Source organism: Natronomonas sp. (assembly GCF_046710025.1).
Classification (GTDB): Archaea; Halobacteriota; Halobacteria; order Halobacteriales; family Haloarculaceae; genus Natronomonas.
This window is the reverse complement of sequence record NZ_JBKEGK010000075.1, coordinates 1-10998: the sequence shown is the minus strand read 5'-3', so window position 1 is coordinate 10998 and position 10998 is coordinate 1. Positions and strand designations below refer to the sequence as shown.

The following is a 10998-nucleotide window of genomic DNA, read 5'->3' as shown; positions in this document are numbered from 1 at the left end:
ATCCAACCGTATCCGGCGAGACGACGGCGAGGACGCCGACGCCGACGAGGCCGGCGCCGGCAACGCCGAACGGGTACGCCGCTCGGGGGAGCTCCTGTTGCTCCCACAGCCGGGCTGCCCCGGCCATGAAGATCGTTCCGGCAGCGACGGCCAGCGCGAGCAGCGGATGCGCGATGGAGTAATCGGTCGGCTGAAGTCCGGTCGTCTGCAGGAAGGGCGTGATCAGGACAGCCGCCGTCACCATCGCGACGACCGTGGGGATCGCAATGTGGTCCGGGCTGTGCCCCCGGAGGAACTCGAGCGAGAGGGCGAAAAACAGGAATAGCCCGAACAGCCCGAACAGGAAGATCGCCGGCGGCCAGTTGAGCACGGCCAGCGTGAGCACGACGCCGAGGGCGAGCCCCCACGCGACCGGCCTTTTCAGCAACTCGAACTCGCGCGTCCGGATAAACTCGTAGATCGGGGCCTCGCGTTGGGCGACGGCGAGATATTTCATCCCGACCGCGAGAACGACGAGAGAAAAGAACACCTCAGCAATCTGGTGGTCGAACGACCCCGCGACGCTCCGCGTGAGGAACGATCCAGGCGTCAACGCGAGCAGGACTACAGCGACAATACCGCCGAAACGGCCGCCAAGCCGCTTGCCCACGTAGTACATCGGGATCGCACACAGCATCGCGATCACCGGCGCGGCGAACAGCGTGACCGTGACGACCGTTTCTTGGGAAGGCGATCCGCCGCCGAGAACGAGCGCGACTGTCGCGATCGCCTGATCGAAGATCGTCCCGAATTGCCCGGCCCGCCTCCCGGTGTCGAATCCGGTCCAGGGATCGAACGGCATCGTGTACGGGAAGTTCTCGATCACGTAGTTTACCGACCGGTAGTGATAGAAGCCGTCGTTGCCGGTGTAGAGCGGCTCGCCGTTCGGACCGATGTGGTTCGTGTAGTTGCGCACTCGGACCCACAGCATGAACGCCATGAGGGCCGCGAGAACGGGGATGTGATACAGACGATATACAGTATCGATTTGCGACTCGTACTCCGCGAGTCGCTCTTCAAGCGCTTCGAACCGCTGACTCATTGCCCGAACACACTGTCAAAACGCGCATAAGCCTTTTCCATTGAGTTTCGGCCCAGGGCGAAACCGGCGGCTCCCGGAAATACGGCGCACCTTTTCGGGGACTCCCCGCTACCACTGTGGGGGTTCGAGTCCCGCTGCCTCCAGCAACCCCTTCCAGCGGCTCTGGACGCTCAGCCGCGAAACGCCGACGGCGTCTGCGACCGCCGCCTGGGAGCGGCGCTCGCCGGCGACGAGCGAGCCGGCGTAGAGGCTAGCCGCCACCGTCGCCTGTTTCGAGCGGTCCGACCCCGACACCGTCGAAAGAAACAGGTCCGTCGCCCGCGACTTCGCCTCCCCGCTCAGCCCGAGGCGCTCGGCGGCGTCGTCGATGTCGGCTAGCCACCGCTCGTTCTCGACGTGATCGCGGGCGCGATACATACCTATACTCCGGTGTCGGTGTATATAAACGTCTCTCCGGAAGCGTTCGAACGCTCGTTCGTGGCCGGGGATTCGCCGGCCGACGAATCCGCCCTCTTTTATAAATGGCACACAACCGGACGTGTACGCTCGATGGCAGAGTACACCGACGGCCCGGAGGGTAGTACTGTCCCGTGGGGGTCCACGGCGCTGTACCTGATTCTCGCGAGCTCACTTATCGGCATCATGGGCGTCTCACTCATCAGCCCGATACTGCCCGCGCTGCGCGCCGTCTTCGGGGTGGCGGACTCGCGCATCGGCCTCGTCATCACCGTCTACACGCTTCCGGGGGTGTTTTTGACACCGTTCGTCGGGCTTATCGCCGACCGGATCGGGCGACGGAGAGCGATCATCCCGCTGCTTTTCGTGTTCGGGATCGGCGGCACTGGTATCGCCTTCGCCCGCTCGTTCGAAGGGGTGTTGATCCTCCGGTTTCTTCAGGGAATCGGCGCGAGCGGCCTCGTTACGCTCGCCGTGACGCTCATCGGCGACTTCTACGACGGTGCCCGACAGAACGCTGTCATGGGGCTCAACTCGAGTACTGTCGGTACCGGCGCGGCCCTGTATCCGCTCATTGGCGGTGCGTTGGCGGGGATCAGGTGGAACTTTCCATTCGTCTTCTTCGGGACCGGCGTGCTCATCGGCCTCGTCGCCGTGGCCGCGCTCCCGGAACCGGACGGACGAGAGCCAAGCGACGTTCGGACCTATCTGTCGGGGCTCGGTTCCGTTCTCAGGCATCCGAAGGCGCTCGCCATCTTCGGGGCGATATTCGTCGTCTTCTTCGTCTTCTACGGGGCCGTCCAGACTGCCCTCCCGCTGCTTTTAAGTGACGAGTTCGGGCTTTCCTCGGGACAGATCGGGTTGACTATCGCGGCCGTCGCGGCGGCCAGCGCGGTGGTGTCCTCACAGTACGGCCGGCTTTCGGCGTGGCGAAGCGCCCCCGAGTTGATCGCGCTCGGGTTCGTCGCGTATGGCGCCAGCCTGCTCGGAGTCCGGGTCGCCCCCTCGCCGTTCTGGGTGGGTATCTCGCTGCTCGCTTTCGGCGTCGGGTTCGGCCTCATGATGCCGTCGATCGACACGACAATCGTGACCGCGGTCTCGGGGCAACTCCGGGCCGGAATGATGGGGATGCGGACCAGCGTTCTCCGGCTCGGGCAGACGCTTGGCCCGATTTCGTTCACCTACGTTGCCGGCGTGGCGTTCGTCACCCCGACACAGGGCTATCGGTTCCTCCTCGTCGCATGTGGGTCCGCGATACTCCTGATAGGTGTCGTGGTATACGCCGCGCTCCGGGGCAGGTAGGACGATGACTAAGCGACTGCGGCGGCGCCGACGGCAGCCGAACGGATGGTGGACGCGGTTGCCAGCCTCGGCTAAAGGCGTTCTTATACTGATCTGTCTCTTGAGGCGACGAAAACCGGGCGCGTGGGGAGGATTGGGGAGAATCCGATTTGATCGGAGCGCGCCCGTCGAACGAGAGCACGCGGATATACATAAAGCCGCGTCAGACAGGCGTGTGACCCGTCTCCATCGGTTTGAGACGTTCCACCCGTTCCGTACAGGTCGTACCCGCTCTGTTACGTAGCAGGTACCTGGGTTCATCGCTTCGGCCGCGTGGGCGCATCCGTTCACGGACGTATCACGGACGTATCGCGCTGAGAAAACGCCGCCGCAGTGAGCGCCCCGGCGGCGACACTCTGCTCCGCGGTCGGACTGTGCGTAGTAACTACTAATGGTTTCTCTCGTGAACAAAATAAATCGGTTATGCCTCTAGAAAGAATGATGTAAGACAGGCTCATAATGCATTTTGTGTCCGTTTCAGGCCGAATTAGGGCGATCGACCGGTTCGGGTCCGGCATCGGCGAGGTGACCGGTGCGATAGGGGATTCGATTACGGTGTTGCCGCTCGTCGTCGCACTCGGTCTCCTGACGTCGGCGTCGCTCCCGCACCTCCTCGTCGGGTTCGCCGTCTTTCAGGCTGTCTGGGGGATTGCCTACGGCGTGCCGCTCTCCGTCGAACCGATGAAGGCACTCGCTGGCCTCGCCGTCGCCGGGTCGATCTCGCACGGCGAACTCGTCGCTGCCGGACTCCTTGCCGGGGGCGCGTTGCTTGTCGCCGGGTGGCGCGGGTGGCTGTCAGCGATCAGCAGCCTCGTCGGCGAACCGGTCGTTCGGGGGGTCCAGTTCGCCGTCGCCTGCCTGCTTGTCGACGCGGCGGTCCCCGCCGTCGCCGCCTCCCCTGCGGTGGCCGCCGGGGGAGTCGTCCTTGCGCTTGCTGTCGCCGTCGTTTCCCGGCGAGCCGTCGCGCTCGTGCTTCTCGCCGCTGGCGGGCTTTGGGCGGCCGCGTCGGGCGGTGTTCCGGCGCCGGCGCTCCCCGCACTTGCGGTTTTCCCGGCCGGCGGGCCGACGGTCTCTGCCGGTGCCGCCGAGGGCGTTCTCGCCCAACTCGCGATGACGGTTGGCAACGCCGCCATTGCGACGTCGCTGTTGCTCTCGGACCTCTATGACGCCGACGTATCGCCGGACCGACTCGCCGAAAGCATGGGCGTGATGAACCTCGCCGCGGTGCCGCTGGGTGCGCTACCAATGTGTCACGGCTCCGGTGGCCTTGCCGGGAAACACGCCTTCGGCGCGCGGACGGGGACGGCGAACCTCTTCGCGGGGGTCTTTTATCTCGCGCTCGCGCTCGTCGCCGGTTTGTTGGTCGCCTTCCCGATGGCGCTCTTGGGTGTGTTGTTGGTCATCGTCGCCGCCTCGCTCGCGAGAGTGGCGTTCGAGTCGACGGATCGGCCGCTGCTCGTCGCCTCTGTCGGCGGGCTCGCGGTGCTCACGAACGTCGGGGTAGCGTTCGCTGCCGGGATCGCTTGGTGGCAGCTTCGGGGGTGAGAGCGGGAGTGAAGTTTTTGTTCGAGTGACGGCTCCAACGAATCATGCCATGGGCCGACCTGTTCGAGCGGGCCGAGGCGTACGAGATCGAAACTGACGAGATACGGGCAGCCCTCCAGGAGCGTCGTGAGCGTGAGTGAGAGCCACAAGCCCGACCCGACCCACGTCGTCGTCGACGCGGACGTGCTCGCTTCCGACCTCCTTGTCGGCGGTCCGGCCAGAGACGTGATGGACATCATTCGATCGCACTCCTGGCTCAAGCTGATCGTGACCGAGCCGTTGCTCGAGGAGACACAGGCTATCGTCGAGTCACTCGCCGACCAGTCGTTGGCCGACGACTGGCGGGCAGCGATCGACGAACTCGCCGTGGTCGTCGAGCAGCCCCCCGAAGATCGCCCGGTGCTCGCGGCCGCCTACCGGGGGGACGCGTCCCAGATTGTCACGTTCGATGATCGCCTTCGGAGCGCCGAAGCCGGCGCTACCCTGCGCGGACTGTTCGAGGTCAGTGTCCGATCGCCGAACGCGTTCCTTGCGGTCGTCGATCCGACGACGCTGTACGAACTCGCCTTTGAGGGGTCGTATCCGGGACCGGACCGAAAGCCGCGGTGACGCCCGACACGTCGGCGCGTGGCTACCGTTCGGCGAACCACTCGGCGAACTTCCCTAGCGCCCGCCCGCGGTGCGAGACGGCGTTCTTCTCCTCGGAACTCATCTCGGCAAACGTGGTCCCGTCGTGTTCGAAGATCGGGTCGTAGCCGAACCCGCCGTCGCCGCGGGGTTCGACGATCCGTCCGGGAACGGCCCCGGCGAAGAGCTTCACCGGCACCCCGCCCCCGGCGATGGTATCGTCCGTCGCCGCCGTCGCCCGGTCGTCGGCGTCGAGGTCGCGACCGCGGCGGTCCTCGAGATCGACCGGTTCGGGCGAGGCTTCGAAGGGTTCGCCGTCGCAGTAGGCGATCACGCACCGGAACTGTCCCCGTCGTTCGTTCTCCCGGCGGGCGAGCCGGCCGACACGCTCGACGCCGAGGGTGTTCTCGACGTACGCCGAGTAGGGGCCGGGGAAGCCGTCAAACCCCTCGAGATACAGCCCCGCGTCGTCGACGATTACCGGTTCGCCGACGTGTTCGTAGGCCTCTCGCGCGCCACGTGCGGCGACCGCTTCGAGGGAGTCGGCTTGGATCTCCGTGTAGTCGTACTCGAAGGCGGCGACCTCGCTGCCGAGGTACGCTTCCGCCTCTTCGACCTTCCCCTCGTTCGTCGTCACGTATCTGAGCATATCACTCGTTGGCAAGCGCAGGAAAAAGCATCACCGGTACGAAACGGGGAAAAGTATACACAAACAGTTGCGGTCGATCGTCAGTTCCCGACGGCGCCCGTTAGTTCCCGACGTCCATCGCACGCTCGACAACGTCCTCGCTGTAGAGTTCCGCGAGGCCGTCGTGCTGGTCGGGGCGGCTCTCGTAGACATCTTGGAACAGCGTGATCGGAGTCTGAAGCGCCTGGTACGTCGCCTCGTCCCACATCCGATCGCTGCTGACATCGACCTGCACGCCGTCGATTTCGACGGTCGCAGCCTGGGTCATCGCGATCGCACCTTTGCCGGCTTCCTTGGCGGCTTCGAACTCTTCCATGGAGTCGACGATGTCGTCCATGCTCGGGACGTAATCGAGGAGATCGAGCAGCTCCTCGGTGAGTTCGTCCTCGTCGAGTTCGAGGTCGTCGGTGCCGACCGAGAGGACGTAGCCGTCGTCAGTCTCCTCAAGCGAGACACGGGTGCCGTCGTACACTTCGACGCCGTCTTTACTTTCGAGTTGGACCTCGCGGCCGTCGGCGTCGAGAAGCCAGTAGCCCTCCGCCGGCGGGAGCGCGGACTTGTTGGCCTCGACGACCTGTCCGGGGGTAAGCGACCAGATGCCGAGCATTCCCTTGGCCTGGTTGTCGGTCATCCGCTCGCGGTAGCCCTCGACATCACGAATGTCGTCGTAGGGGCCGTCGACGGAGATGAGTCCTGCCGCGCTCGCTGCGCGGGAGGTGTTGTGACGGAGTTCGGGCCAGGCCGGCAGGGAGCCGGTCGGTGTGATAGCGCGGGCGTCCTTCGTGTAGTCGACCTCGCCGATCACGAGCATGAACAGGCGTTCGAGATTGTTCGTCGGCTTGCCCATCTCGTCGCGGAGTTTCTCCATGCCGAGTTCGGACTGGCCGCTCTCGATGATGACGGACATCTTGATCGACCCCTCGTCGAAGCCGTACTCGTTTTCGATGATTGTCAGGAACTCGTCGGCCTTCTTCCAATCGTCGATGTCACCGACCTCGGGAATAACGAAGCCGTCGATGTGCTCGATGGCGCCGTTTTCGGGGTTGGCGATATCGAGCATCCGCTGGAAACCCTGATACCGCGTCGAGGGGCTATCGCGGTGCCAGACGACGCGGGGATGAATCTCACCGGGGTAGTCGGCGCCGTGCTCTGAGACGACGTCGATAATGTTCTGTGCGCCCTCATCGCGCATGTTCGGCGCGGTGGCGTCCTCGTTGTCCGGCACCCAGACGTCGGGAGCCTCCATTCCGCTGAGGCCAGCGGCGCCTTCCAGCATCTTCGCCGAATCGTCCTCACCCTCGACGGCCGTCGGGGTAGTAAAGAAGGTGCGGACGAACTTCCGCTCGTGGGTTCGCTTGTCGAGTTCCGTCATATCGGTCACCTGAATCGACACGAGGGGGCGTATTAAAGCTGGCCGAATCGCCTCGGCAAACGGCGCGCTACGGGCCGATTCGGTCGCTACACAGTAAAAAATAAACCCCGCCCCGTCGATCCGCGATCCCGTGCTACGCCGGATCGCGGCGTTGTGCTCCGTTCCCTCGGGGGCGTGTTACCCCACCGCGGTGTTCGTAATCCTCAGAGTCGACGCGATCAGTCGTCGTCGCCCGAGGTCACCGGGTCGCTCTCTTCCTCGGTGAAGCCCGCGGACTGCTCCATCCGGGCCTTCGCATCGGGGTCGAACTGCGCTTCGATGTCCTGGAAGCGCGAGACGAACGAGAGCTCGTGGTGGCTCTCGGTCTCGTGGTCCAGGTAGCGGTCCTCGAGGTCCCACTGGGCCGCCTCGTCGTTTTCGGCGATGTTCGACATATCCTCGTAGACCGCGTGTGCGCCGGAGTGCAGCGCGTACAGCGTGATGAAGATGTACTGGTAGCCGAGGTCGCCGAGTTCCTGGAACGTGAGCGGGTCCTCCTCCTCGGACCACGCGAAGGAACTCGAGTAGTTGAACGCGAGATCCAGGTCGGGGTGAGTCTCGTGGATCGTCTCGGCGTAGTTGACGGCGTCCTCTCGGGAGGGGTCGGGCATCTCGGGCCAGACCAGGTCGACGCCGGCGTCGGCGTAGATGCGGCCACGCTCGAGGTGTTCATCCCAGTCGCCGTTGGCGGAGCCGTAGGCGTCCGTCCGGGCAATGACGATGGTATCCTCGGACTGCTTTGCGTCGACGGCCGCAGAGAAGCGTGCCTCGGCCTCATCCCGGGGCACGATCTGCTTGCCGGCGATGTGTCCGCAGCGCTTTGGCGTCGTCTGATCCTCGATGTGGACGGCGGCGACGCCGGCCTTCTCGTACTCGCGGACGGCGCGGCGGACGTTGTGAACGCCGCCGTAGCCGGTGTCACAGTCGGCGACGACCGGCAGATTCGTCGCTTCGACGATTCGCTTTGCGTTCTCGACCATCTCGGTCATTGTGACCATTTCGAGGTCCGGGAAGCCGAACTGGCCGAGCACCGTCGAGTAGCCCGACATGTACGCGGCGTCGAGACCGGCCATCTCGGCGAGCCGGGCATCAAGCGCGTGGTACAGGCCGGGCGCGAACGTGAAGTCCTGCTTGTCGAACTTCTCTCGGAGTTCGCGGGCGGCGGGGTTGTCAACGTCTCGTGTGATCGACTCGGTGTTTTGGACTCGGCTTGCGACCTCGTCCGTTCCGTCGTTGTCGTGTGCCATGGGTATATCGTGTTCCTATGAGCGCGAGTCCCCGGGGGCGAACGCTGACGCTCGGATCGCGCCGCCACGCTGTTGCCCGGTTCGTCGCTTACTCATCGTGTGCATCTGGTCGGAGCAGCGACGGGTACAAAACTGTTATGAATTATAATGTTAATATTGGATATACTGTTTGTATTCTCGAAAGTATATAATGGATTGCGATTGTCTAACGAGATTGGCTGTGTATGTCTACCACAATATGTCGCTCAAACAGAACGGCCGAAGCGCCGCGCCGAACACAGCGTCCCGCCGCGATTTATTTATACCCCGTCTCAGTTGTCCCGAAGGGCGTCCTCGCGTTCTGTCGCCTCTATCGTCTCCTCCTCGACATCGGTGGCGACGACGGCAGGCTTGTACGCGCCGCCGTCGAAGAGATCGTGGTCGCCGACGCTCGACTCGACGAACCGGCTGAACGCCCGCCGCTCGGGTGGGAGTTCGCCGTAGACAATCTCTTCTTCGACTAGATCGTAGACCGGAATGCGGGGCGTCAACAGCGTGTTCTCGCCGACGATGCTGTCCTCGCCGACGACGAACCCGCTCGTGACGCGACAGCCGGCACCCAGGGAAACACCGTCCTCAACGATCACGGGTGCGGCCTCAACGGGTTCAAGCACGCCGCCGATCAGCGTGTTCGCGCCCAGTTTGACGTTGTCGCCGATCTGTGCCGCCGACCCGACAGTATCGCAGGAGTCGACAAGCGTGCCGTCGCCGACGTACGCGCCGATATTGACGAAGGCGGGGCTCATCAGAATGGCGTCGCCACCGACGTAGGCCCCCCGACGGACGACGGTGCCGTTCGGCGTGTTCCGGGTGCCGCGCGCCGGGAGGTCGCCGGTCTCTCTGAGCGGCAGGACGTCGTGGTAGTCGACGCCGCCATGGGTGTGTGTCTCGATAGTTCGCAGCCCAAAGTTGAGCAGGATGCCTTGTTTGACCCAACTGTTGGCAGTCCACTCGTTGCCATCCTTCTGGGCGGCGCGGATATCGCCGGCCTCGAGGGCGGTCAGAAACTCGTCGAGGAGGGCGCGCTCGTCGGCCCCGACCTCCTCGGCGGCCAGCCCCTCGTCGTAGCGTCGCTGCAGGTCCTCGATATCCTCACGGAGTACACTCATCGTTCCAATAGACGGAAACGACGAACTTGGCTCTGTTGGAATCGCGTCTCATCCCCGAACTCGGTCCGGAGACGCCAAGCGCGAGTTCTCCGGTGTTCGGTGTAGGTTCGAACGCCGCTGGCGCTCGGAGCCGAGGCCGTGGGCCGCGGCTCTCAGGTGTCGAATTCGGATTCGAGGTCCGCGGACAGGTCGGCGTCGCTCCGTTCGCGAGCACGTTCGAGCGCCTCGTAGTACGTCGCGGCGTCGGCCTCGTGGACGAACTGTGCCAGTTCCTCGTGGCCGAGGTCCTGAGCCGCAAAGCCCGCGCCCATGTGATTGAGTTCGTGATCGAGGAGGTCAGCCTCAAGAACGTCTTGGAGCTGTTCGACGACATCGTCGGTGACGGGAACGCGGCTCATCCGATGTACCTCAGGTCTTCCTCACTCGGTGTCGTGCCCTGTTCCATCTGCCGGATGCGTTTGACGACCTCTTCCATCTCCTCGGCGCGCTCGGAGAGGGAATCGTAGCCGACCTCGAACGGTACTGCGGCCTCGAGCGTTTCGAGAACGACGCGAGCGCTCTTGGGGTCGACGAGGTAGCCGCTCGTCTCGCCCATCAGACAGGCGGCCTCGAAGCCGCGCCGTTCGCCCAACCCGAGCAGGAGTCCGGAGACCCCGACGATGCCGCCCGCGGGTTCGTTCTCGCGGAACTCGACGCCGAAGGATTCGAGCGCCTCGATTCGTTCGTCGGTGGTGGCCGCGCCGACGACACCCGGTTCGTCAACCAACTCGCCGGTGGGAATCCCACCGAGGGCGTACACCCGAGCGACGTCGAAGGTGGCCGCGACGTCGAGGATCGTCTCTGTGAGACGGTAGTGTCCCGGCCCGTCGCCGGCCTGATGATCGCCGGTCAACACGAGCAGGTCACGCTCTGCATCGCGGATCGCGTACACCTCCGCCGAGGCCAGTTGGGTCCGACCCTCCTCGACGGTAACCTGCGGCGGGAAGTGCTCCGAGTGGATCTGCCGCACCAATTCGGCGTCGAACTCTTCGAGAAGGTGCTCAGCGGCCAACTTCCCGACGTGGCCGACGCCCGGCAACCCCTCGATCAGTACGGGGTCATCGAGATTGGGGGTCGACAACCGATCGATGTCGAACTCGTCCATAGAAGTTTCTGGGCGGCCACCGATATAAGAGCACGGCGATCCGCGACAGCGGCAAAGACAGTCGCCGAAAAGTCAGTCTCGGCGGCGGGCGCGCCGACGGTACTCCCCGTAGGGGTCGGCGGGATCGAACGGCGCCGGCGCGCTGTTTTCGGCCGCGGCGCCGCATATCGGGCAGCGCCCCGAGAGGGTGTACACCGGGCGGTCGTGTTCGCGCTCCCACGCCGAGCAAACGCGGATGTCGGACTTCGCCATGCACCTAGTCCTCGTCGGTTCGGCGCTCGCGGTGGAACTCGGCGGATCCGCCGGCTGT

General features: G+C 64.6%; 12 protein-coding genes. 3 read left to right on the top strand and 9 right to left on the bottom strand.

What is annotated here, in order from left to right:
* Nucleotides 1-1081 (bottom strand): STT3 domain-containing protein (locus ACI944_RS07020; protein ID WP_411718339.1); only part of this gene is annotated, 1081 nt, incomplete at its 3' end.
* Nucleotides 1082-1189: 108 nt separating this feature from the next.
* On the bottom strand, nt 1190-1498 hold the full coding sequence (locus tag ACI944_RS07015) for a transcription initiation factor IIB family protein (protein WP_411718338.1): 309 nt from the start codon (nt 1496-1498) through the stop codon (nt 1190-1192).
* Nucleotides 1499-1630: 132 nt separating this feature from the next.
* Here ACI944_RS07015 and ACI944_RS07010 point away from each other — a divergent pair, with 132 nt between their 5' ends.
* From ACI944_RS07010 to ACI944_RS07000, 3 genes are all read left to right on the top strand, one after another.
* Nucleotides 1631-2839 (top strand): MFS transporter, encoded by a 1209-nt coding sequence (locus tag ACI944_RS07010; protein ID WP_411718337.1) that lies wholly within the window; start codon nt 1631-1633, stop codon nt 2837-2839.
* Nucleotides 2840-3346: 507 nt separating this feature from the next.
* Entirely contained in the window at nt 3347-4423 is a 1077-nt protein-coding gene (locus ACI944_RS07005; RefSeq protein ID WP_411718336.1) for a putative sulfate/molybdate transporter, read from the top strand.
* Nucleotides 4424-4555: 132 nt separating this feature from the next.
* Complete coding sequence (locus ACI944_RS07000; RefSeq protein ID WP_411718335.1) at nt 4556-5032, top strand: hypothetical protein; 477 nt, start codon at nt 4556-4558, stop codon at nt 5030-5032.
* Nucleotides 5033-5054: 22 nt separating this feature from the next.
* On the opposite strand, the gene ACI944_RS06995 is transcribed toward ACI944_RS07000, so the two are convergent.
* The 7 genes from ACI944_RS06995 to ACI944_RS06965 form a co-directional block, all read right to left on the bottom strand.
* Entirely contained in the window at nt 5055-5699 is a 645-nt protein-coding gene (locus ACI944_RS06995) for a non-canonical purine NTP pyrophosphatase (RefSeq protein WP_411718334.1), read from the bottom strand.
* 100 nt (nt 5700-5799) lie between these two features.
* Entirely contained in the window at nt 5800-7110 is a 1311-nt protein-coding gene (aceB, locus tag ACI944_RS06990) for a malate synthase AceB (protein WP_411718341.1), read from the bottom strand.
* A gap of 218 nt (nt 7111-7328) precedes the next feature.
* Complete coding sequence (gene aceA, locus ACI944_RS06985; protein WP_411718333.1) at nt 7329-8396, bottom strand: isocitrate lyase; 1068 nt, start codon at nt 8394-8396, stop codon at nt 7329-7331.
* A 311-nt stretch (nt 8397-8707) separates the two neighbouring features.
* Entirely contained in the window at nt 8708-9544 is an 837-nt protein-coding gene (locus ACI944_RS06980) for a 2,3,4,5-tetrahydropyridine-2,6-dicarboxylate N-succinyltransferase (RefSeq protein ID WP_411718332.1), read from the bottom strand.
* Nucleotides 9545-9696: 152 nt separating this feature from the next.
* Entirely contained in the window at nt 9697-9942 is a 246-nt protein-coding gene (locus ACI944_RS06975; protein WP_411718331.1) for a hypothetical protein, read from the bottom strand.
* Complete coding sequence (locus ACI944_RS06970) at nt 9939-10688, bottom strand: proteasome assembly chaperone family protein (protein WP_411718330.1); 750 nt, start codon at nt 10686-10688, stop codon at nt 9939-9941. Before ACI944_RS06970 ends, ACI944_RS06975 begins: the two co-directional genes overlap by 4 nt.
* A gap of 72 nt (nt 10689-10760) precedes the next feature.
* The gene (locus ACI944_RS06965) at nt 10761-10940 is read right to left on the bottom strand and encodes an RNA-protein complex protein Nop10 (RefSeq protein WP_411718340.1); all 180 of its coding nucleotides are present in this window, start codon (nt 10938-10940) and stop codon (nt 10761-10763) included.
* Nucleotides 10941-10998 lie beyond the last annotated feature (58 nt).

What these genes read in the sequence shown, in the direction of transcription:
- ACI944_RS07015 (WP_411718338.1), bottom strand. Translation starts at nt 1,498, where the DNA reads ATGTATCGCGCCCGCGATCACGTCGAGAACGAGCGGTGGCTAGCCGAC.
- ACI944_RS07010 (WP_411718337.1), top strand. Translation starts at nt 1,631, where the DNA reads ATGGCAGAGTACACCGACGGCCCGGAGGGTAGTACTGTCCCGTGGGGG.
- ACI944_RS06995 (WP_411718334.1), bottom strand. Translation starts at nt 5,699, where the DNA reads ATGCTCAGATACGTGACGACGAACGAGGGGAAGGTCGAAGAGGCGGAA.
- aceB (WP_411718341.1), bottom strand. Translation starts at nt 7,110, where the DNA reads ATGACGGAACTCGACAAGCGAACCCACGAGCGGAAGTTCGTCCGCACC.
- aceA (WP_411718333.1), bottom strand. Translation starts at nt 8,396, where the DNA reads ATGGCACACGACAACGACGGAACGGACGAGGTCGCAAGCCGAGTCCAA.
- ACI944_RS06980 (WP_411718332.1), bottom strand. Translation starts at nt 9,544, where the DNA reads ATGAGTGTACTCCGTGAGGATATCGAGGACCTGCAGCGACGCTACGAC.
- ACI944_RS06975 (WP_411718331.1), bottom strand. Translation starts at nt 9,942, where the DNA reads ATGAGCCGCGTTCCCGTCACCGACGATGTCGTCGAACAGCTCCAAGAC.
- ACI944_RS06970 (WP_411718330.1), bottom strand. Translation starts at nt 10,688, where the DNA reads ATGGACGAGTTCGACATCGATCGGTTGTCGACCCCCAATCTCGATGAC.
- ACI944_RS06965 (WP_411718340.1), bottom strand. Translation starts at nt 10,940, where the DNA reads ATGGCGAAGTCCGACATCCGCGTTTGCTCGGCGTGGGAGCGCGAACAC.